Origin of the sequence: Streptomyces sp. NPDC059900, assembly GCF_050270335.1 — a bacterium.
Taxonomy (GTDB): Bacteria; Actinomycetota; Actinomycetes; order Streptomycetales; family Streptomycetaceae; genus Streptomyces.
This window is the reverse complement of sequence record NZ_JBNNJZ010000094.1, coordinates 1-21,185: the sequence shown is the minus strand read 5'-3', so window position 1 is coordinate 21,185 and position 21,185 is coordinate 1. Positions and strand designations below refer to the sequence as shown.

Genomic DNA, 21,185 nt, shown 5'->3' with positions numbered 1-21,185 from the left:
GGCAGAACGACGCGCTGTACGAGGCCGGGTTCAAGGCACAGTTCAACAGCGGGGCCATGCAGCCGCTGATGTTCTTCATGTCGAACCTCAACTACGTGTTGGTGGCCGTGGTCGGCGGTCTGCGGGTCGCGTCCGGCGCCCTGTCGATCGGTGACGTGCAGGCCTTCATCCAGTACTCGCGGCAGTTCTCGATGCCGCTCACGCAGGTCGCGTCGATGGCGAACCTGGTGCAGTCCGGCGTCGCGTCGGCCGAGCGGATCTTCGAGCTCCTCGACGCGGAGGAGCAGGAGGCCGACCCCGTGCCGGGGGCGCGCCCCGACCAGCTGCGCGGGCGGGTCGAGATGGAGCAGGTCTCCTTCCGCTACGAGAAGGACAAGCCGCTCATCGAGGACCTGTCCCTGAAGGTCGATCCCGGCCACACGGTGGCGATCGTCGGGCCGACCGGCGCGGGCAAGACCACGCTGGTCAATCTGCTCATGCGGTTCTACGAGGTCACCGGCGGGCGCATCACGCTCGACGGGGTCGACATCGCGAAGATGTCGCGCGACGAACTGCGCTCCGGCATCGGCATGGTCCTCCAGGACACCTGGCTGTTCGGCGGCACCATCGCGGAGAACATCGCGTACGGAGCGCCCAAGGACGTCACCCGCGAGGAGATCGAGGAGGCGGCGCGGGCGGCCCACGCCGACCGCTTCTGCCGCACGCTGCCCGACGGCTACGACACGGTGATCGACGACGAGGGCACGGGGGTGAGCGCGGGCGAGAAGCAGCTGATCACGATCGCGCGGGCGTTCCTGTCCGACCCGGTGATCCTGGTCCTCGACGAGGCGACGAGTTCGGTCGACACCCGCACCGAGGTGCTCATCCAGAAGGCGATGTCGCGGCTCGCCCACGGGCGGACCTCGTTCGTCATCGCCCACCGGCTCTCCACGATCCGGGACGCGGACACCATCCTGGTGATGGAGGACGGCGCGATCGTGGAACAGGGCACGCATGACGCACTGCTGGCTGCGGGCGGGGCCTACCAGCGGCTGTACAAGGCCCAGTTCGCCGAAGCCGTGGCCGAGGTCGACTAGGCCGGGCTAGTCGAGGTAGCCCCGCAGCTGGTCCGCGAAGGCGTGGTCCCGCAGCTTGTTGAGGGTCTTGGACTCGATCTGGCGTATGCGTTCGCGTGTCACGCCGAAGATCCGGCCGATCTCCTCCAGGGTGCGGGGCCTGCCGTCCGCGAGGCCGTAGCGCAGCTGGACCACCTTGCGTTCGCGCTCGCCGAGCGTGGAGAGCACCGCCTCCAGGTGTTCGCGAAGGAGCAGGAAGGCCGCCGATTCGACGGGGCTCGTCGCGTCGCCGTCCTCGATGAGGTCGCCGAGCGCGACGTCGTCCTCCTCCCCCACCGGCGCGTGCAGCGACACCGGTTCCTGGGCCAGGCGCAGGACTTCGCTGACGCGCTCGTGCGGCAGGTCGAGCTGGGCGGCGACCTCTTCGGGGGTCGGTTCGTAGCCCCGCTCCTGGAGCATGCGGCGCTGGACGCGGACGACGCGGTTGATCAGCTCGACGACGTGCACGGGCACGCGGATGGTACGGGCCTGGTCGGCGAGGGCCCGGGACATGGCCTGGCGGATCCACCAGGTCGCGTACGTGGAGAATTTGTAGCCGCGGGCGTAGTCGAACTTCTCGACGGCCCTGATCAGGCCCAGGTTTCCCTCCTGGACGAGATCGAGCATGGTCAGTCCGCGTCCGACATACCGCTTGGCGACGGAGACGACCAGGCGGAGGTTGGCCTCGATCAGGCGGCGCTTGGCCATCCGGCCCATGACGACCAGCTTGTCGAGGTCCAGGGCCAGTTGCGAGTCCAGGTCGGTGGCCAGGCGCAGCTTCTCCTCGGCGAAGAGACCGGCCTCGACACCGCGCGCGAGTTCCACTTCCTCCGCCGCCGTGAGCAGCGGGATCCGGCCTATCTCACGCAGATACTGCCGGAACAGGTCGGACGAGGGGCCGCCGGTGTCGGCGCGGCCACGGGGTGCGGCGGGAGGCAGCGGCAGCGCGCCGCTCTCCGGTTCGAGCGCCTCCGGGGCGGCGTCCCGCAGGTCGGGGATCGCCTCCGCTTCGGGGCTTTCGGGCCCTGCTTCCGGGTGCCGTGCGGCGCGACTCTGTGGGGGCACGGCCGCGATGACGTCCGTATCCGCCTCCGCCTCCGCTTCCGCGGCAACGGCGGTCTCGGTCTGGGTGAGGGTCTGGGTCTGCACGGGGGCGACCTCCATGATGATCGCTGCTGAGGCGTGCGGCAGCGGTACAGCGGGATCGGCTTCGACGGCCTCGCCGCTGTCCGTCCCGAACACGATGTGTGGAATCGCGGGTTCGCCGGATCCGCATCCGCTGTCTGCGGGCCGGCCGCGCTCCGAGGACTCAGGCACCGCAACCCAGTGTGGGGCACGACACACGGCCGCCACGAGGGGCGTGCGGTGACTTTTTGAGTCCGGTCCGTAACCGCGTGGTTACCCCACGGGTAACCAGCGGGGCGGTGTCCGAACCTCAGAGTGCGTCGGCGCCGCGCTCGCGAAGCGCCCTTCCGTACTGCTGGAGGACCCACAACTCGTTCTGGACGGCGGCCAGTTGGGCCGCGTCACGCTGGGCGCTCAGGCGGGTCAGACTGCCCTGGACGTCGCGGATACGGCGGTCCACGGCGCGCAGCCTGACCTGGACGAGCTGCATGCCCGCGTAGATCTCGTCCACCGATCTGCGCAGGATGGCCTCGACGGCCAGCTCGGTGACCATGGCGCGGACCGTGTCGTCGGGAGCCGCGTCCAGGACACGGGCGAGGTAGGTCTGTGGCTCGGGGATGCCCGCCTCGGCGCCGCCCGCCTCCTCGATGCACCGGCGCACCGCTGCATACGGCGGGGCGGTGAACTCGTCCGCCCCATACGCGTCGAACGCCGGGGAGACCAGCTCCGGGCGCTGGAGGGCCAGCTTGAGCAGCTCGCGCTCGGTGCGGTGGGCGGGGCTGCGGAGCGTGAGCGCCGGGCCGGAGGGCCCTGAGGGCACAGCCGGCGCGGAGGGGGCATACTGCTGGCCGCGTGGCGGGCCCTGCTGCGGGGCCGGGCCCCGGCCGCCCCGGTCGCGGGCCCAGCGCGCCAGCTGGGCGACGCGCTTGACCACGAACTGGGTGTCCATGATGCCGAGCATCCCGGCGAGCTGTACGGCCACTTCGTGCTGTGCGCCGCTGTTCTTGATGCGGGCCACGACCGGCGCGGCCTCGTCCAGGGCGGCGGCGCGGCCCGCGGGGGTCTCCAGGTCGTACCTGCCGACGATCTGGCGCAGCGCGAACTCGAAGAGCGGCGTGCGGGGTTCGACGAGGTCGGCGACCGCCGCGTCCCCCTTGGCCAGGCGCAGCTCGCAGGGGTCCATGCCCTCGGGCGCGATGGCGATGTACGTCTCGGCGGCGAACTTCTGGTCGTCCTCGAAGGCGCGCAGGGCGGCCTTCTGGCCTGCCGCGTCACCGTCGAAGGTGAAGATCACCCGCGCCGAGCCGTTGTCCATCAGGAGGCGGCGCAGGATCTTGATGTGGTCGCCGCCGAAGGCGGTGCCGCAGGTCGCGATGGCGGTGGTGACACCGGCGAGGTGGCAGGCCATGACGTCCGTGTAGCCCTCGACGACGACCGCGCGGGAGGTCTTGGCGATCTCCTTCTTGGCCAGATCGACTCCGTAGAGCACCTGGCCCTTCTTGTAGATCGGCGTCTCGGGGGTGTTGAGGTACTTCGGGCCGTTGTCGTCGTCGCGCAGCTTGCGGGCGCCGAAGCCGACGACCTCGCCGCTGATGTCGCGGATCGGCCACATCAGCCGGCCGCGGAAGCGGTCGATGGGGCCGCGGCGGCCCTCCTGGGAGATGCCGGAGAGGACGAGCTCCTTGTCGGTGAAGCCCTTGCCGCGCAGGAACCGGGTGAGGTGGTCCCAGCCCGCCGGGCTGTAGCCGACGCCGAAGTGCGCGGCGGCGGCCTGGTCGAAGCCGCGCTCGGCCAGGAACTTCCTGCCGATCTCGGCTTCGGGGCTCTCCAGCTGGTCGACGTAGAACTGCGCGGCGATCTTGTGGGCCTCGACCAGGCGGATGCGCTCGCCGCGCTGGCTCGACGGGTTGTACCCGCCCTCTTCGTAGCGAAGGGTGATGCCCGCCTGGGAGGCGAGGCGCTCGACCGTCTCCGAGAAGGTGAGGTGGTCGATCTTCATCACGAAGGCGATCGTGTCGCCGCCTTCCTGGCAGCCGAAGCAGTGGAAGAGACCCTTGCCCGGGCTGACCTGGAAGGACGGTGACTTCTCGTCGTGGAAGGGGCACAGGCCCTTGAGGTTGCCTCCGCCCGCGTTCCGCAGCTGGAGATAGTCGGAGACCACGGCGTCGATCGGGACCGCGTCCCGAACCGCCTTCACGTCCTCGTCATTGATCCTTCCAGCCACGTTGGAATACTACGACCCGGCTACGACACTCCCGCCCTGCCCCGTCACCCGAGCAGTGACTCCAGGGGGACGGACGGGTCGGAGAGGGACTCGGCGGGCGGTCGTGCCCCCGTGCGGATCAGCTTCTGGATGCTGTCCGTGACGTCCCACACATTCACGTTCATCCCGGCGAGGACACGCCCCTCGCTCAGCCAGAAGGCGACGAACTCGCGCTTGCCGGCATCGCCCCGGATCACGACCTGGTCGTACGAACCCGGCGGCGCCCATCCCGAGTACTCCAGGCCCACGTCGTACTGGTCGGAGAAGAAGTAGGGCACCCGGTCGTACGCCACGTCCTTGCCGAGCATCGCGCGGGCCGCGGCCGGGCCGCCGTTCAGGGCGTTCGCCCAGTGCTCCACGCGCAGCCTCGTGTCGAAGAGCGGGTGCTGGACGGCGGCCACGTCGCCCGCGGCGAAGATGTCCGGGTCCGAGGTCCGCAGGGAGGCGTCGACCACGACACCGCCGCCGTGCGCCCGGTCGGCGATCTCCAGACCGGCGGATTCGGCGAGCGAGGTGCGCGGGGCGGCGCCGATCGCGGCGAGCACGTCGTGCGCCGGGTGCTCCTCGCCGTCGTCCGTGCGGGCGGCGAGGACCATGCCGTCCTGGCCCGCGATCTCGACGAGCCGGGCGCCGAAGTGGAAGCGCACGCCGTGCTCGGCGTGCAGGTCGGCGAACATCTGGCCGATCTCGGGGCCGAGGACCGCGTGCAGCGGGGTGGGCTCGGGCTCGACGACGGTGACCTCCGCGCCGTACTCCCGTGCGGCGGCGGCGATCTCCAGGCCGATCCAGCCCGCTCCGGCGATCACCAGATGGCCGTTGTCCCGGCCGAGACTGGCGAGAACCTGCCGCAGCCGGTCGGCGTGCGCGAGACGGCGCAGGTGGTGCACGCCCGCCAGGCCGGTGCCGGGGACGTCCAGGCGGCGCGGCTCGGCGCCGGTGGCGAGGAGGAGCTTGTCGTAGTGGATGACGGCGCTGTCACCGAGGCGGACGGCCTTGGCCTCGCGGTCGACGGAGACGACGGTCTGGCCGAGATGCAGCTCCACGTCCGCCTGTGCGTACCAGGCGGGTTCGTGGACGTAGACGCTGTCGCGATCCTCCTTGCCCAGGAGGTATCCCTTCGACAAGGGCGGGCGCTCGTACGGGTGATCGCGTTCGTCACCGATGAGGATCACCCGGCCGGTGAAGCCCTCGGCCCGGAGTGTCTCGGCCGCTTTCGCGCCCGCGAGACCTCCTCCGACAATGACGAACGTCTGATCCGCGTCGACCACTTGATGCCTCCTCAAAGCCTTGCCGTCAGGGGGAGCGTCCCGCACAGAGCGTGATGGGGGAAGGGGTTGCGAACCGATCCGGCCAGTTTTCGTCACGCCCCGTGGTCGAACGGCTCATTTCGCATATGTCAGGGGTGTCTTGCCGTGAGCCGCGCGTGCAGGGAGCGGGCCGCCGCGTCGGTGAGCGAGGCGATCTGGTCGACGACCACGCGCAGTGCCGCGCGGTCGTCGGACGCCGTTTCGTACAGCGCGCGGAACTGCGGGTCGAGTCCTTCGGGGGCGCGGGCCGTGAGCGCCTCGGCCAGTTCGGCGACGACGATCCGCTGGTCCGCGCGCAGCCGCTCCTGGGCGGGGCGCTGCATCACGTAACGGTCGGCGACGGCCTTGAGGACCGCGCACTCGTGGCGTGCCTCGCGCGGGACGACCAGTTCGGCGGCGTACCGGGTCAGGGGGCCCTTGCCGTACCGCTCGCGGGTCGCGCTCTCCGCGGCGAGACAGAAGTGGCCGATGAGCTGGCTCGTCGCGTCCTTCAGGCGGCCCTGGGCGATCGCCGAGCCGTCGTACCCGTGCGGCCACCACTCCTGGTCCAGGAGGCGGTCCAGGGCCGCGGACAGCTCTTCGGGGTCGGTGTCCGCCGGTACATAGCGTCCGATGGCCACGGCGAAGATGTCCGCGCGCTCGGGCTCGGCGTGCAGCACGTTCGGATCGATGTGCCCGGCGTGCAGGCCGTCCTCCATGTCGTGCACCGAGTACGCGACGTCGTCGGACCAGTCCATGACCTGGGCCTCGAAGCAGGTGCGGCGGCCCGGCGCCTCCTTGCGGACCCAGTCGAAGACCGGCCGGTCGTCCTCGTAGACCCCGAACTTGGGGGATCCGGGGTCGGTGGGGTGGGCGCCGCGCGGCCAGGGGTACTTGGTGGCGGCGTCCAGGGCGGCGCGGGTCAGATTGAGCCCTACGCTGACCGGTGCGCCGGTGTCCTCGTCCGTGACGAAGCGCTTCGGTTCGATGCGGGTCAGCAGGCGCAGGGACTGGGCGTTGCCCTCGAAGCCGCCGCAGCTTTCCGCCACTTCGTTCAGCGCCTGCTCGCCGTTGTGCCCGAAGGGCGGGTGGCCCATGTCGTGGGAGAGGCAGGCGGTCTCCACCAGGTCGGGGTCGCAGCCGAGGGCGGCGCCGAGCTCGCGGCCGACCTGGGCGCACTCCAGGGAGTGCGTCAGACGGGTCCGTGCGCTGGCGTCCCACGCCTCGTTGCTGCGCGTGCCGGGGGTGACCACCTGGGTCTTTCCGGCGAGGCGGCGCAGCGCGGCGGAGTGCAGAACGCGCGCGCGGTCCCGCTGAAAGGCGGTGCGCCCCGGCCTTTTGTCCGGCTCGGCGGCCCATCGCTCGACGGCGGCCTCGTCATAGGCCGCCTCAGCGCCGTACGCGTTCGATGCAGTGCCTTCCATGCACCGACAGTAAACGCAAGCAGTGACAAAGAGGGCTTCAGGGGCCCTGCGTGGCCGTCCCGGTGACCGTCACGCGGACGTCAGCTGACGGGGCGGAACCTGCGTGGCGGTGGCGCGGGCCCGGTCGTAGCGGTGCAGGAGGAGGCGGGCCATGGCCGGGTGGGCGCCGAGCGGGGCCGACGCGATCCAGGGCGCGGCGTCGGCGCACTGGGTGGCGAAGCGGCCGGGTGCCGTGAAGTACGAGGCCACGGCGGTGCGGTGGCGGCCGCGGGCGGCGAGGGCGCGCACCGCCGCGGGCACGCTGAGCGCGGCGGCCCCGGTCGGCGTCGCGTACGCGGGTATGACCGGTACGCCGAGCCGCTGGGCCAGGAGGTCCGCCGCGTGGCGGGTGTCCGTGGCGGAGTCCGGGTCGCGGGAGCCCGCCGCGGCCAGAATCACGGCGTCGGTGCGCCGGTCGGGCCCGGTCGGCCAGCCTGCTTCCAGGAGCCGGTCGTGCAGCGCGTCGACGAGCAGGGGGTGCGGGCCGAGCGGGGCGGCGACCCGCGTGTCGAGATGCGGCGCGTCGGCGGCGGCGCCGGGGATGTCGTGCTTGACGTGGTAGCCGCGGGCGAGCAGCAGCGGCACGAGGACCGCGGAGCCGCCCCGCTCCGCGGCGAGGGTGGCGAGGGTGGCGAGGGTGTCGGTGAGCAGCGGCTCGTTCAGCTCGATGTGGCCGAGGCGCACGGTGAGGGCCGGCCGCAGCTCGCGGACCCGGTCCAGGAGCGCCGTGACGGTGGCGAGCGCGCGCGGGTCACGGCTGCCGTGGGCGACCACCACGAGATCCGGGGCGGCGCCGTTACGCGGGGCGGGGCGGCGCCTGCCGTCGAGGGAGACGAGGTTGAGCTGGCTGCCGAGCTGGCTGGTGATGCGGTCCATGATTTGCGCCGTACTTTCGAGAGGGGTGCTGCCGGACTCGTCGCGAAGAGGGTTCGACGGCGTCATGGACCGAGGATGGCCGTACCGCATTTCGGTCGCGTTGCGCGCCGGTGACGGGTCCTTTCGGCCTGGCTCACCGGCGGGAACGCGGCGTTGTCAGTGCGGTCGCTTACCGTTGTGCGCAGAGACCGGATCGGGGGGATCCGGCATCGGGGCACGGGGGAACGGGATGGAGCTGCCGGGATGGACGCGGCGGCCGGGGGCCGGGAGGCCGTCGGGGGCGAAGGCGCCGTCGGGGGTGCGGGCCCGGCTCCGCGGCGCTGCGGCCCGGCTCGGCCGCCTGTGGTCGCCGCTGCGGTCGCGCTTGAGGATCCCGCGTACGCGCCGGGGGCAGCGGCGGGCCGTGCAGGCCTTCATGGCCGTCTGCGTCCTCGCGCTGCTGCCCGCGACCTGGCTGTTCGTGACGGCGGAGGGGCGCCTGCACACGACGGCTGACGTGCCGCGCACCCGGGTCGCGGTCGTCTTCGGCGCCGGGCTGTGGAACGGCGAGCCCTCGCCCTATCTCGCGCACCGCCTGGACGCGGCCGCCGAGCTGTACGAGGCGGGACGGATAGAGGTCGTGCTCGTCACCGGCGACAACAGCCGCGAGGAGTATGACGAACCGGACGCCATGCGCGCGTATCTGACCGAGCGCGGTGTGCCGGGGCGCCGGATCGTCAGTGATTACGCGGGCTTCGACACCTGGGACAGCTGCGTGCGCGCGAAGAAGGTGTTCGGCGTCGACCGGGCGGTGCTGATCAGCCAGGGCTTCCACATACGCAGGGCCGTCGCGCTCTGCCGCGCGGCGGGCGTCACGTCGTACGGCGTCGGGGTCGACGCCAAGCACGACGCGACCTGGTACTACGGCGGCGCGAGGGAGGTCTTCGCGGCGGGCAAGGCGGCGTTGGACTCGGCGTTTCGACCGGATCCGCGCTTCCTCGGCCCCCGGGAGCCGGGCGTGGACCGGGCGCTGGCCGCACCTCGCTGATCCCGGGCCCTGAGCGGGGTTGTGTCTGCCTGCTTTCGCTCATCGGCCGGGTGCGGGTCGTGGTCCGTCCGCGCGCGGTTCCCCGCGCCCCTGAAGGGGCTCACAGCGGGGTATGGGGCTCGCTGAGGTCGGCTTACCGCGTGTGTAACGCGATCGCGTCGGGGCGCGTAACACGTGCCACGGACCCTGGTCGGCATGCACACCGATGCGACACCGACCCACTGTCCGTACTGCGCGCTGCAATGCGGGATGAGCCTGGCCGGCGGCCCCGGCGGGGTGGAGGTCGTGGAGCGTCCGCAGTTCCCCGTGAACAGGGGCGCGCTGTGCGGCAAGGGCCGCACCGCACCCGCCGTGCTCTCCTCCCGGGTGCGCCTGACCGAGCCACTCATCCGATCCCACGCCACGGGCCGGCTCGAACCGGCCACCTGGGAGGAGGCCGTAGCCCGCGTCGCCGAGGGCCTTTCCCGCACCCGCGGGGAGCACGGCGCGGACGCCTGCGGGGTGTTCGGCGGCGGGGGTCTGACCAACGAGAAGGCGTACGCCCTGGGGAAGTTCGCCCGGGTGGCGCTCGGCACCTCGCAGATCGACTACAACGGCCGGTTCTGCATGTCGTCGGCGGCAGCGGCGGGGCAGCGGGCCTTCGGGCTCGACCGCGGGCTGCCGTTCCCCCTTGAGGACATCCCGCGCACCGGGTGCGTGATCCTCGTCGGGTCGAACCTCGCCGAGACGATGCCGCCCGCGCTGCGGTATCTGACGGAACTGAAGGAGAACGGCGGGAAGCTGATCGTCGTCGACCCGCGCAGGACCCGCACCGCCGAGCAGGCCGACCTCCATCTCGCGCCGCGCCCCGGCACCGACCTGGCTCTCGCGCTCGGCCTGCTGCACCTGGTGGTGGCCGAGGGGCGCACGGACGAGGCGTTCATCGAGGAACGGACGAGCGGCTGGGGCGAGGCGCGGGCGGGGGCGATGGCGCACTGGCCGGAGTACGTGGAGCGGATCAGCGGCGTTCCGGTGCCGCAACTGCGGGACGCGATGCGGATGTTCTGCGACGCCGAGGCCGCGATGGTGCTCACCGCGCGCGGGCCCGAGCAGCAGTCCAAGGGCACGGACACGGTGGGCGCGTGGATCAACCTCTGCCTCGCGACGGGCAACGCGGGCCGTCCGCTCGCCGGGTACGGCTGCCTGACCGGGCAGGGCAACGGCCAGGGCGGCCGGGAACACGGCCAGAAGGCCGACCAGTTGCCCGGCTACCGCAAGCTGGCGGACCCGGCGGCGCGGGCACATGTGGCGCGGGTGTGGGGCGTCGACCCCGACTCGCTCCCCGGCCCCGGCCGGTCCGCGTACGAACTGCTCGACGCGCTCGGCGGGGACATCAAGGCCCTGCTCCTGATGGGTTCCAACCCGGTCGTGTCGGCGCCGCGCGCCGCACACGTGGAGGAGCGCCTCCGCTCGCTCGACTTCCTCGCGGTGGCCGACGTGGTGCTCTCCGAGACGGCGCAACTGGCCGATGTCGTGCTGCCGGTGACCCAGTGGGCCGAGGAGACGGGGACGGTGACGAACCTGGAGGGCCGGGTGCTGCTGCGCCGCCGGGCCCTGAGCGCGCCGGACGGCGTCCGCAGCGACCTGGACGTGCTCCACGGCCTCGCCGCCCACCTCGGCCACGAGAAGGGCTTCCCGACGGACCCGGAGGAAGTCTTCGAGGAACTGCGCCGCGCGAGCGCGGGCGGGGCTGCGGACTACTCGGGAATCTCGTACGCACGCCTGCGGGAGGGCGACGGGGAGGGGGTCTTCTGGCCGTGCCCCGCGAGCGAGAATGCGGGCGCGGCGGACGAGGGCGCGGGCCAGGCGGGCGCCGTACACCCCGGCACCCCCCGCCTCTTCCTCGACCGGTTCGCCACCGACGACGGGCGGGCACGGTTCGTGCCGGTGGTGCACCGGGACGCCGGTGAGGAGCCGGACGCGGAGTATCCCGTGCTCCTGACCACGGGGCGGGTCCTCGCGCAGTACCAGTCGGGGGCCCAGACACGCCGCGTCGACGAGCTCAACTCCGCCGCCCCCGGACCGTTCGTGGAGCTGCATCCGCGGCTCGCAGCGCGGCTCGATGTCGGGGACGGCGAGCCGGTGAGCGTCGTGTCGCGCCGCGGCCGGGCCGTCGCACCGGCGCGGATCACGAGCGCGATCCGCGCCGACACCGTCTTCATGCCGTTCCACTGGCCGGGCGAGGGCCGGGCCAACTCCCTCACCAATCCGGCACTTGACCCGGTGTCACGGATGCCGGAGTTCAAGGTCTGCGCGGTGCGGCTGGAGCGGGCCCGGCTCTCGTAGACACAGGAGAGTCAGCAGGTGCGGCTGCGGGCGGGAGCGGCTGTCAGCAGATGCGGCAGCAGGCGGGAGCGGCTGTCAGCAGGTGCGGCCGAGGTAGTGCGCGCCCTGGATCTTGTCCGCCGCTCCCAGCCAGCTCCTGCCCGGGCCCACACAGCGCTCGTAGTCGGGGCCCCACGCGACCTTCACCTTGATGACGACGTTCGAGCCGTCGTCCGTGCAGTGGTTGTAGAAGGCGTCGCTGCCGGTCTCGTAGAAACCGCAGGGGTTCAGGACGGCCGTCGGGGCGTGAGCGGACGCGGCGGCGGCCACGGGGAGGCCGAGGGTAAGGGCTACGGCGCCGACGAGGGCCGGCAGCGAACGGCGAAGGCTCATGGGGCAACTCCTGCTTGAGGATGGGGTGCTCACGCACCGAATCGACTCGCGCACCGACTGGTGCGTGACGGGAGACTGCCACACCCGTCACCCTCCGTGACTACGCGCTCCCGGTGCGTCGCTCGCACGGGCTACTGAGTCCACCGGATCGAGTACGCAGCGACCTGAGCTGCGGTGATCCGCTCACCCTCGCGCGCGGAACGACGCCCAGTCCCCTCCCCCGATCACCGACCCCGAAGCCCGCAGCCGCGCCGCCACCCGAGGCGCCGCGACGTACACCCACGCGCGCGCCGCCGCCCCGCCCGGCAGAGCCACCTCGCGCTCCACGCGTTCGTACAGATTGCGGGGGTCGCCCGGTGCGTAGACCTCCAGTACGTCGAGATCGGCGAGGAGCCGCTCGTACGCGAACGGCAGGGCGGTGATCAGCTCGCCGTGCACCTGGCCGCCGCCGGGCTCCTCCACCAGGTACGGGTAGCCGGGCCCTTCGTAGAGGATCGCCCCCGCGAGCCGGGCGGGCACTTCCGCCGCCGCCCGGCCGCGCAGATGGGCGGCGTGGTTCGGCTCCCCCGGCCGCAGCGTCCCGTAGACGAAGAACGGCAGCCGGGCCCCCTGCGACGTCACCCGGCCGTCTCCTGCTCCACCCACTCCAGGTACGCCGCGCTCCCCCGTACGACCGGCGTCGCGATGATCTCGGGGGTGTCGTAGTCGTGGGCCCCGGTCAGCCAGGACTCCAGGGCGTCGTACCGCGCGGCGGTCGTCTTGAACAGCACCTGCCACTCCTGCGCGGTCTCCACGGCGCCCTCCCACCGGTAGACGGAGACGACGGGCCCCGCGATCTGCGCGCAGGCGGCGACGCGTGCCGCCACCGCTCCGCTCGCGAGGTCCTGAGCTTTCTGCGCGGTATCGGTCGTGGTCAGCACGGTGAGCACCGCTGCCTGTCCGGATGCGGACCCGGCTTCGTTCGTCGACGTCATGCACCGATTGTCACCGGGCCGGACGGCCGGCCGGAAGCGGCTACGGCAAGGGCCACCGGCCAGGCCGAAGGTCCCGAACCCGGCGGTTCCACCCCGCTTACCCCCGTCTGTTACACAACCTCCCGATTTCCGTGATGGAAGCTTCCTAACGTCGACAGGGACATGAACCTCACCTGCCCCCGCCGCCGCCTCCTGCGCCGTGCCGCCCTCCTCACCGTCACGGCTGCCGTCGTGCTGGCCGGCTGCGGCAGCATGGACGGCCTCGACGCCGGTGAGCCCGCGCCGTCCGTGTCCGTGCAGCCGCGCCCCGACGCGCTTTGGCCCGCCTGGTCCGGTACGTCGTCCCAGACACCCGGCGCCGACACCGCGACGCACCAGCCGCCGCCGGAACCCCTGGAAGGGCTCCCGAAGCTGGGCAAGGGCGGGCTCGGCGCGGCGGACTTCCGCAAGATCCTGCGTGCCGATCCGCGGATGAAGCCGCTAGCGGACCGCGGCGAGATCGACCGCCCCGGCAAGGCCGGGCTCCGGCCGCCGCTCCTGACCGACCTGACCGGCGACGGGCAGCCCGAGCTGCTGGTGGCCGCCGACACGGAGAGCGGACGCAGCGTCCTCGCCGTCTACCGTGCGCACGAAGGCCGCGTCTACCCGGTCCTGCTCACCGCGGGCAAGCGCGTGAGCGTCGCGACGATCGGCCCGGACCTGCTGGTGCGCAGCTCCTGTGCGGACGGCGGCGAACAGGCCGTGCGGTACCACTGGGACGGCGTACGGCTGTCCACGGTGAGCGACATCAAGAGCTACAAGAAGACGCCGGGCGCCGACGGCTCCCCGGCACCGGTCCCCACGCCGGAGCCCTCCGAGGACGGTGACGGGCGGTGATGAAAGGCATCGCCGGGCGGGCCCGCGCCGCGCTCAACGCCCTCGGCCTCCGCTGGAAGATCACCGCGCTGCTCGCCCTCGGCTGTGCGGTCGTCGCCGTCGCGATCGGGGCCCTCGTCCACCAGGCACGCCTCGAACAGGTCTCCGCGAGCGCCAGGTCCGGGGCCACCGCGCAGCTGGTGCGGGTGCGCCAGCTGTACGAGCTGACGGGGCAGGTCGACTCGGACGAGGACACCGGCATGGACGCCGCGCTCGACGCCCCGGATCTGCCCGCGTCGCTGCGGGCCGCGGCCCTGGACGGGCGGCGGACCACCTACCTCGACATGGGCGCGGACGATCCCGTCGTGTGGGCGGCGCGGCCGGTGGGCGACCGGGTGCTCTCCGTGCGTGAGCCGCTGACCGAACAGGCCGCCGAGATGGCGGAGTTCGACGAGAAGCTGATGGCGTCGGGTGCCGTGGTCGTCATCCTCGCGGCGCTCGGCGGCGCCGCGCTCTCCAGCAGGCTCAGCCGCGAGCTGCGGACCGCCGCGGCCATCGCGCGCCGTATCAGCCAGGGCGAACTCGACGCCCGTATCGACCACCCGAGAGCGCCGGGCAGCCGTCCCGGCAAGGACGAGGTGGCCGAACTCGCGGCGGCCGTCGACACGATGGCGGCCTCCCTGCAACAGCGCCTGGAGGCCGAGCAGCGCTTCACCGCGGACGTCGCCCACGAGCTGCGCACCCCGCTGACCGGCCTGCACACCGCGGCCGAACTGCTGCCGCAGAGCCGGCCCACGGAGCTCGTGCGGGACCGGGTCGCGGCCCTGTGCACCCTCACCGAGGACCTGCTCGAAGTGGCGCGCCTCGACGCGGAGATGGAGCGACCCGACCTGGGCTCGCACCGCCTGGGCACGCTGACCGAGGGGATCGTGCAGCGGTCGGGGTGCCCGGTGCGGTTCGCGGCGGCGTGCGGTCCGGACGACACGCTCGTACGCACCGACGCGCGCCGCCTGGAGCGGATCATCGCCAACCTCGTCGCCAACGCCCGCAGGCACGGCGCGGGCACGGTCGACGTACGGGTGGCCGGGCCCGTGGTCACGGTCAGCGACCGCGGGCCCGGCTTCCCCGAGCACCTCCTGAAGGACGGCCCGCAGCGCTTCCAGACCGGTGCCCGTGAGCGCGGCCAGGGCACGGGCCTCGGCCTGACGATCGCGTTCGGCCAGGCGCAGGCCATCGGGGCGCGGGTGGAGCTGCGCAACGCGCGGGACGGCGGCGCGGTGGCGGCGGTGCACCTGCCGGAGGCCTGACCGCCGCGGGACAGGTGTCAACTCCCGTACGGGCGGACCTCCTTGGCACTCCGCAGCGCCCACGCCCACCAGTGGAGCTGGTCGAGCATCGACTTGGCGGCGGCGTTCGCGGCCGCCGGGTCCTTGTGGGTGCCGTCGTCGGCGAAGAGCGCGCCCGCGTTGTGGAAGGAGACGGTCTCGCGGATCGTCATGGTGTGCAGCTCGGCGAAGACCGGCCGCAGGTGCTCGACCGCGCGCAGGCCGCCGGAGAGCCCTCCGTAGGAGACGAAGGCGAGGGGCTTGGCCTGCCATTCGGCGTTGTGCCAGTCGATGAGGCTCTTGAGGGACGCGGGGTAGGAGTGGTTGTACTCGGGGGTGAGGACGACGAAGGCGTCGGCGGCGGCGAGCTTCGGGGTGACCTTGCCGAGTTCGGCGCGGGTGCCGGGCGAGGGGTTGTGGGAGAGCGCGGTGGGCAGGTGGGAGTCGGCCAGGTCGATGACGTCCGCCTCGAAGTCCGGGCGTTCCCGGATCCGGGACAGCAGCCAGTCGGCGACGATCGGCCCGAAGCGGCCCTCGCGGTTGCTTCCGATGATGACGGCGACGCGGGGAGCGGCGGGCGTGGCGGGCTCAGTGGACGCGATGGACTCGGTGGACGCGGAATCAGTGGCAGTCGTGTTCGTGGTCATGAGAGGAGCTTCCTTCCTCAACCTAACTTGAGGTCAAGCGGCTCCCGCGACGAGTTCGCCACGCGGCCGCCGGACCCGCTGCCGCCCCCTCCTTGGCACCCGCCGAGCGCGCACTCCCCCACGTCGTACGGTGAAGCCCATGACAACTCCCGCGCCTCTGCTGCGCCTTGAAATCGACGGCCGGGCCGCCACCGCCGACCGGCTGCTGTGGCCCGCTCTCGGCGGCGTGGGGCACTTCACCGCGATGCAGGTCAGGGGAGGCGCGACGCGCGGGCTCGGGCTGCATCTGGCCCGGCTCGACGAGGCGACCCGCGAGCTGTTCGGCAACGGGCTCGACGGCGAGCACGTCCGCGCGCTGATCCGGCACGTGCTGCGCGACGACATCACCGATGCCTCCGTACGTGTCCACGTCCACGCACCGGAGGGCGAGCCGTCCGTGACGGTCACCGTCCGGCCGCCGGGCGGGATGTCCGAGGTCGCTCAGGCCTTGCAGTCCGTGCCCTATCAGCGGCCCTTCCCGCACATCAAGCACCTGGGCGGCTTCGGCCAGGCCCGGCACGGGGAGCTCGCCCGGCGCGCGGGCTTCGACGACGCGCTGCTCACCGCGCCCGACGGGACGATCAGCGAAGGCGCCGTCACGAACATCGGCTTCTTCGACGGCTCGGAGGTCGTCTGGCCCGACGCGCCCTGCCTGACCGGCATCACCATGCAGCTCCTTGAACCGCGGCTCGCGGCCGCCGGTTTTCCCTCCCGCCGGGCCCCGGTCACGCTCGCTGACCTCTCCTCGTACACGGCCGCCTTCGTCACGAACGCGCGGGGCATCGCGCCCGTGCGACGGATCGACGCCACGGAGTTCGCGGTCGGCGAGCAGCTGATGGAGACGCTGGCGAAGGTGTATGCCGACGTCCCGTGGGACACCGTCTGAGGCGCAATCAGGTGCCGGGCGGGTCCGGGGCGGAGTACCGGGTCACCCATTCACAGGCGCCGTGGGCTCCCTTCGGACTCTCCTCGGCGACACGCCGGGTGACCTGCTGGAATGTTTCCGTCGGAGTGTCAGAAGCGGCTTCAGCGCTGCCTTTCTGACGAGCCTTCAGGAGGCGTGCGCCGCCGAGTGCCACTTACCTCGGTAGAGCGGGGTTCGACCGACGCAGCGGCACGTGGAGGTGCCGCGGGCCGTGCCCTCTGAAGCTTCTCGGAGGAGCAAGCACGATGCGCAAAGCCCGCCTGCTGACCACTGCCGCGCTCGCCGTCGCATCGGCGGGCTTCCTCGCCCCACCGGCGGCCGCCGCCTCCGCCGAGGGTGGCGGGGGAGGTCTCGAAGTCCGTCCCGCCACCGTCATGCCGGGCGACGCGGTCACCGTGAGCACCACCGCGTGCGGCAGCGAGGGGGCCGCTTCGGGGGATGCCAGCGCGGTCGGCGCCGGCACGTTCACGCTGACGCCGGGCGCGGGCGAACAGACGGCGGTCGGTGAGTTCAAGGTGCCGCCGTCGGCCCAGCCCGGCACCTACGAGATCGTCGCGAAGTGCTCCGGTTCCGGCGCCGGCGGCAAGGAGACGGCGGGCGACCTGGTCGTGACGATCACCTCCACGGCCGCCGCCCGCGAGGAGCAGCCGGTGGCTCCGAAGGGCTATGTGAAGACGGGGGTCGGCGGCGCTCTTGGCCCCGATCCCGTGCAGACCGCGGCGGGTGTGGCGGCGCTTGCCGTGGCCGCCGCGGGCGGTACCTGGCTCCTGCATCGCCGGGCGAGAGGCGACAGGATCTGACGGACACCCTCCGCTGTCCACCGGTACCGCCAGCCCCCTCCCTCTCCGGGTCCGCAAGTCCCTCGCGGATCCGGAGGGGGATGCGGGGACCGGCCTTCCCGAACCCCGAGGGGGACGAGTCGAGTGAGACCCCTGGGTACCCCGGGAAGCAAGAGCTCTGCCGGCCGGCCCCTCGGCAGGAAGAGCCTCAACTCCGCCATAGGCGCGGTCACGGTCCTCGCCCTGTGCTCGGGGGCGTGGCTGCTGCACAGCGGCCAGGAGACCCGTACGCCGCCCCAGCCGTCCGCGGCGCAGGCCGCGTCGGCCCGTCCCGATTCCGGCCGCGCTCCGGCCGCCGCGGCACTCCCCCCGTCCCCGCCCGACCGGATCCGGATCCCGTCGATCCGGGTCGACGCGCCCCTCATGGGGCTCGGCCTGACGCGGCAGGGCAGCCTCGACGTACCGCCGCCGAAGAAGACGAACCTGGCGGGCTGGTACGAGTCGGGGACGACGCCCGGCGAGAGCGGCACGGCGATCGTGGCGGGGCACGTCGACAACGCCGAAGGGCCGTCCGTCTTCTACGACCTGGGCAGACTGACCAGGGGCAGCACCATCGAACTCGAACGCAGGGACGGCAGCGTCGCGGTGTTCACGGTCGACGCGAACGAGGTCTACGAAGCGGAGAAGTTCCCCGACGAGAAGGTGTACGGGGCCGCGGACCGCCCGGAGCTGCGGGTGATCACGTGCGGCGGCAGCTACTCCAGGAAGACGGGCTACCAGGGCAACGTGGTGGTCTTCGCCCACCTGACGAGCGTGCGCTGACGCCGGGCTCGGCAGCGGCCGCGGAAAACCGGCTCAGGCAGGCCGCTGAGAACCGGCTCAGGCCAGCCACTGCTCGTACGCCATCTTGGCCACCAGGCCGAACACCGTGGTGAGCAGCACGATCCGGACGAAGCCGCTGCCCCGCTTCAGGGCGGTGTGCGCGCCGAACATGCCGCCCGCGAGGTTGAAGACGGCCATCAGGGCGGCCAGTTGCCACAGGACCGCGCCCTGCCAGGCGAACATCGCGAGGGCGCCCGCGTTGGTGCAGCAGTTGACGATCTTGGCGGTGGCGGACGCGGACACCAGGTCGAGGTGGAGCACGGCGGTCAGCGCGAGCACCAGGAAGGTACCGGTGCCGGGCCCGATGAGGCCGTCGTAGAACCCGATGCCGAGGCCCGCGAGGCCGATGGCGGCGAGGATGCGCTTGGGCGAGACGGGCCGGGCCGGGGGCGCGGTGCCGAAGGCGGGCCGGAAGATGACGAAGGCTCCGACGGCGAGCAGCACCACCATGATCACCGGCTTGAGGACCCCGGTGCTCATCCCGGCGGCGAAGAAGGCACCGCCCATGGACCCGGCGAGTGCCGCGAGCCCGATCCGCACGGCGGTGCGCACGTCGACGCGTGTCTTCCTGACGTACGTCACGGCGGCGCCGGTCGTCCCGACGATGGCGACGGCCTTGTTCGTCCCGAGCGCGTGCGCGGCCGGGGTCGATCCCGGCAGACCGAGAAGCAGCGCGGGCAGCAGCAGGAGACCGCCCCCGCCGACCACGGCGTCGATCCAGCCGGCCGCGAGGGCGGCGACGCAGAGGACGACGACGGTGGTCAGAGATATGTCGGGCATGGTCTGGACCCTATGGAGGGGTTGATCTTCCCTCTCCTCCGGGGGTCCTGCGGGGTCCATGCGGGGGTCCTCCGGGGGTCCTCCGGGGGTCCTCCGGGGGTCCTCCGGGGCACATCCGGTCTCGCCCCTAAGGCGCCGCCTGCGGTGCCGGTACGCCCGCCGGGGTGCGGTCGGGTGCCGGTGGTGCCGCCGGGTCGACCGTCAAGGCGAGGACCGTGGCGACCAGCGCGCTCGCTCCGGCGAGGCCCGCCGCCAGCTTGCGGCGGGCCTGCAATGTGGGGCCCTTGGCCGGGCCCGCGGGTCTGCGGTGACGTCCCATGTCAGCTCGGCCCTCTCAGAAGGTGAAGCACTCGGCGTGGATGCGGTCCTGCGGAACCCCGGCCCGTTCGAGCGCGGCGGTGGCGGATGCGGTCATGCCGGGCGGCCCGCACAGATAGACGTCGTGCTCGATGAGGTCGGGGACGAGATTGCGCAGGGCCTGCGGGGCGAGCGGATCGAAGGCGGCGTCGGAGCGGCCGAGCAGGAAGTGCAGCCCCGCTCCCCTGCGCCGGGCTATCTCCTCCAGCTCCTCGCGCAGGACCAGCTGTTCCGCGCTGCCGGCCCGGTAGAGCAGGGTGATGTCGCCGGGGCCGCCGGGCAGCGTCTCGAACAGCGCCCGCATCGGGGTGATCCCCACGCCGCCCGCGAGCAGCAGCACCTTCCGCCTCGTACGGCGGTGAGCGGTGAGCGCGCCGAAGGGCCCGGTGGCGAGCACCCGCGTCCCCGGCTTCAGGCGCCGTATCCGCCGGGTGTGGTCGCCGATGGCCTTCACGGTGATCCGCAGGGTGTCGTCGCGCACGGGAGCGGACAGGGAGAACGGCAGCGCGGTGCGCCAGAGCCTGCGCCGGAGGAAGCGCCAGCGGAAGAACTGGCCGGGTTCGGCCCGCAGCCCGTCGAGGCCGATGCCCTGCACCAGGACCGACACGACGCCGGGCCCTTCGTCGCGTACGGCGATGACGCGCAGGCTGTGCTTGAGCGCTTGCCGCGCGGGTACGACGAGGCGGTACCAGACGAGGAGCACCGCCACCGTGGCGTGCAGCATCGACCACACCCACACACTCAGCATGCTGCCCGCCACGTCAGGACCGGCCAGCTGGTGCACGAAGGCGAGGGCGACCGCGAGGTAGGTCAGCAGATGCACGGCCCGCCAGGTCTCGTGCGGGACGCGGCGCCGCATCGCCCGCGCGGACGTGACGCCGACGGCCACGAGCAGCGCGGTCCCGGCGGCGGCGAGGGCGAGGCCCGGGTAGCCGAGCAGGTCGAGGGCGGCGCTGAGGAGATCGGCGTCGGTGTGGACGGCGTATCCGCACAGGGCGAGCAGGGCGTGCCCCAGGCACAGGGTCAGTACGTAGCGTCCGCCGAGGGCGTGCAGCCGGGCGATCCTGTCGGCGCCGACGCCGTGCTCGACCGCGGGGACGCGGGCCATCAGGAAGAGCATGACGAGCACGCCGTACCCCGCGAGCAGCCCGGTGAGGTGGGCGCCGGTGGCGAAGAGCACGTCGAGCCGGGCCGAGGGTTCGGCCTGGACGCCCCAGAGCACGCCGACGCCGAGTGCTCCGCCGGTGATTCCGCCGCGCAGGGCGCCGGGGGTGACGCGGATCGGCGGAACGGGGGTGGCGGCGCGGGCCCGCGGAACCCTCGGAGGCATCACCGGCATCGGCGGAACCTCCATCCCCTCCGTCTGCCGCAGATACGCGGACAGCGCGGGGTACGCGGCAAGTCGGGAGTCGGCTGCATCGCTGGTCACCGCCGCAGACTAGGCGCGGGGCACCGGCAAAACCGGCTGGTCAGACGGTCACTGCTGATCCTTAAGGCGCACTTGAGGATCGCCTCAACGGGGGTTAAGCCCGGCGACGGCGGCGGGTGCGATACGGGGCAAACGGGGGGGGTGGGATGCGGGGCAAACGGGCAGGTGCGACGCCGGGCAAACGGGCAGGTGCGACGCGGGCCAAACGAGCAGGTGGGATGCGGGGCAAACGGGCGGGTGCGATGCGAGGCAAACGAGCAGGTGCGACGCCGGGCAAACGGGCAGGTGCGACGCGGGCCAAACGAGCAGGTGGGATGCGGGGCAAACGGGCGGGTGGGTGGGAAGGCTTGTTCGTCCAGAGC

20 protein-coding genes are annotated in these 21,185 nt (G+C 72.5%); 8 read left to right on the top strand and 12 right to left on the bottom strand.

Annotated elements, in window-relative coordinates:
- On the top strand, window positions 1–1,076 hold a 1,076-nt coding region (locus ACQKIP_RS16140), incomplete at its 5' end, for an ABC transporter ATP-binding protein (RefSeq protein ID WP_427743242.1).
- A gap of 6 nt (window positions 1,077–1,082) precedes the next feature.
- On the opposite strand, the gene ACQKIP_RS16135 is transcribed toward ACQKIP_RS16140, so the two are convergent.
- The 5 genes from ACQKIP_RS16135 to ACQKIP_RS16115 all read right to left on the bottom strand — a co-directional run bounded on the left by ACQKIP_RS16135 (window position 1,083) and on the right by ACQKIP_RS16115 (window position 8,173).
- A complete protein-coding gene (locus tag ACQKIP_RS16135) occupies window positions 1,083–2,411 on the bottom strand; it encodes an RNA polymerase sigma factor (RefSeq protein WP_365852142.1) in 1,329 nt (442 codons plus the stop codon).
- Between the two features lie 118 nt (window positions 2,412–2,529).
- Window positions 2,530–4,443 (bottom strand): DNA primase, encoded by a 1,914-nt coding sequence (gene dnaG / locus ACQKIP_RS16130; protein ID WP_365852140.1) that lies wholly within the window; start codon window positions 4,441–4,443, stop codon window positions 2,530–2,532.
- Window positions 4,444–4,487: 44 nt separating this feature from the next.
- Window positions 4,488–5,750, bottom strand: a complete 1,263-nt coding sequence (locus ACQKIP_RS16125) for an NAD(P)/FAD-dependent oxidoreductase (RefSeq protein WP_365852138.1) — start codon at window positions 5,748–5,750, stop codon at window positions 4,488–4,490.
- A gap of 128 nt (window positions 5,751–5,878) precedes the next feature.
- Window positions 5,879–7,192: a deoxyguanosinetriphosphate triphosphohydrolase gene (locus ACQKIP_RS16120; RefSeq protein ID WP_365852136.1), complete on the bottom strand. Its 1,314-nt coding sequence runs from the start codon at window positions 7,190–7,192 to the stop codon at window positions 5,879–5,881.
- 69 nt (window positions 7,193–7,261) lie between these two features.
- A complete protein-coding gene (locus ACQKIP_RS16115) occupies window positions 7,262–8,173 on the bottom strand; it encodes a sirohydrochlorin chelatase (protein ID WP_365852134.1) in 912 nt (303 codons plus the stop codon).
- A gap of 349 nt (window positions 8,174–8,522) precedes the next feature.
- Here ACQKIP_RS16115 and ACQKIP_RS16110 point away from each other — a divergent pair, with 349 nt between their 5' ends.
- Window positions 8,523–9,134 carry a SanA/YdcF family protein gene (locus tag ACQKIP_RS16110; protein ID WP_365853396.1) on the top strand — a complete coding sequence of 204 codons (612 nt, stop codon included), beginning with the start codon at window positions 8,523–8,525 and terminating at the stop codon, window positions 9,132–9,134.
- 195 nt (window positions 9,135–9,329) lie between these two features.
- A complete protein-coding gene (locus ACQKIP_RS16105) occupies window positions 9,330–11,459 on the top strand; it encodes a molybdopterin oxidoreductase family protein (RefSeq protein ID WP_365852132.1) in 2,130 nt (709 codons plus the stop codon).
- Between the two features lie 75 nt (window positions 11,460–11,534).
- Here the strand turns inward: ACQKIP_RS16105 and ACQKIP_RS16100 are convergent, their stop codons facing one another.
- The 3 genes from ACQKIP_RS16100 to cutA form a co-directional block, all read right to left on the bottom strand.
- Window positions 11,535–11,831: a DUF6355 family natural product biosynthesis protein gene (locus tag ACQKIP_RS16100; RefSeq protein WP_365852130.1), complete on the bottom strand. Its 297-nt coding sequence runs from the start codon at window positions 11,829–11,831 to the stop codon at window positions 11,535–11,537.
- Window positions 11,832–12,014: 183 nt separating this feature from the next.
- Window positions 12,015–12,452 carry a gamma-glutamylcyclotransferase family protein gene (locus tag ACQKIP_RS16095; protein ID WP_365852128.1) on the bottom strand — a complete coding sequence of 146 codons (438 nt, stop codon included), beginning with the start codon at window positions 12,450–12,452 and terminating at the stop codon, window positions 12,015–12,017.
- Window positions 12,449–12,805 carry a divalent-cation tolerance protein CutA gene (cutA, locus tag ACQKIP_RS16090; RefSeq protein WP_365852126.1) on the bottom strand — a complete coding sequence of 119 codons (357 nt, stop codon included), beginning with the start codon at window positions 12,803–12,805 and terminating at the stop codon, window positions 12,449–12,451. Before cutA ends, ACQKIP_RS16095 begins: the two co-directional genes overlap by 4 nt.
- Before the next feature lie 162 nt (window positions 12,806–12,967).
- Here cutA and ACQKIP_RS16085 point away from each other — a divergent pair, with 162 nt between their 5' ends.
- Window positions 12,968–13,681: a hypothetical protein gene (locus ACQKIP_RS16085; protein WP_365852124.1), complete on the top strand. Its 714-nt coding sequence runs from the start codon at window positions 12,968–12,970 to the stop codon at window positions 13,679–13,681.
- The gene (locus tag ACQKIP_RS16080) at window positions 13,681–14,967 is read left to right on the top strand and encodes a sensor histidine kinase (RefSeq protein WP_365852122.1); all 1,287 of its coding nucleotides are present in this window, start codon (window positions 13,681–13,683) and stop codon (window positions 14,965–14,967) included. Before ACQKIP_RS16085 ends, ACQKIP_RS16080 begins: the two co-directional genes overlap by 1 nt.
- Window positions 14,968–14,984: 17 nt before the next feature.
- Here ACQKIP_RS16080 and ACQKIP_RS16075 read toward each other — a convergent pair whose 3' ends face one another.
- On the bottom strand, window positions 14,985–15,632 hold the full coding sequence (locus tag ACQKIP_RS16075; RefSeq protein ID WP_365852120.1) for an NADPH-dependent FMN reductase: 648 nt from the start codon (window positions 15,630–15,632) through the stop codon (window positions 14,985–14,987).
- Window positions 15,633–15,771: 139 nt separating this feature from the next.
- Between ACQKIP_RS16075 and ACQKIP_RS16070 the strand changes: the two genes are divergently transcribed.
- From ACQKIP_RS16070 to ACQKIP_RS16060, 3 genes are all read left to right on the top strand, one after another.
- Window positions 15,772–16,557: an aminotransferase class IV family protein gene (locus ACQKIP_RS16070; protein WP_365852118.1), complete on the top strand. Its 786-nt coding sequence runs from the start codon at window positions 15,772–15,774 to the stop codon at window positions 16,555–16,557.
- A gap of 284 nt (window positions 16,558–16,841) precedes the next feature.
- Window positions 16,842–17,396, top strand: coding sequence for a hypothetical protein (locus ACQKIP_RS16065; RefSeq protein ID WP_365852116.1), 555 nt, complete (start codon window positions 16,842–16,844; stop codon window positions 17,394–17,396).
- Window positions 17,397–17,528: 132 nt separating this feature from the next.
- Complete coding sequence (locus ACQKIP_RS16060; protein WP_365853394.1) at window positions 17,529–18,197, top strand: class F sortase; 669 nt, start codon at window positions 17,529–17,531, stop codon at window positions 18,195–18,197.
- A gap of 57 nt (window positions 18,198–18,254) precedes the next feature.
- On the opposite strand, the gene ACQKIP_RS16055 is transcribed toward ACQKIP_RS16060, so the two are convergent.
- From ACQKIP_RS16055 to ACQKIP_RS16045, 3 genes are all read right to left on the bottom strand, one after another.
- The gene (locus ACQKIP_RS16055; protein ID WP_365852114.1) at window positions 18,255–19,037 is read right to left on the bottom strand and encodes a sulfite exporter TauE/SafE family protein; all 783 of its coding nucleotides are present in this window, start codon (window positions 19,035–19,037) and stop codon (window positions 18,255–18,257) included.
- A gap of 127 nt (window positions 19,038–19,164) precedes the next feature.
- Window positions 19,165–19,356 carry a hypothetical protein gene (locus ACQKIP_RS16050; protein WP_365852112.1) on the bottom strand — a complete coding sequence of 64 codons (192 nt, stop codon included), beginning with the start codon at window positions 19,354–19,356 and terminating at the stop codon, window positions 19,165–19,167.
- A 15-nt stretch (window positions 19,357–19,371) separates the two neighbouring features.
- A complete protein-coding gene (locus ACQKIP_RS16045) occupies window positions 19,372–20,823 on the bottom strand; it encodes a ferredoxin reductase family protein (protein ID WP_365852110.1) in 1,452 nt (483 codons plus the stop codon).
- Window positions 20,824–21,185: the final 362 nt, after the last annotated feature.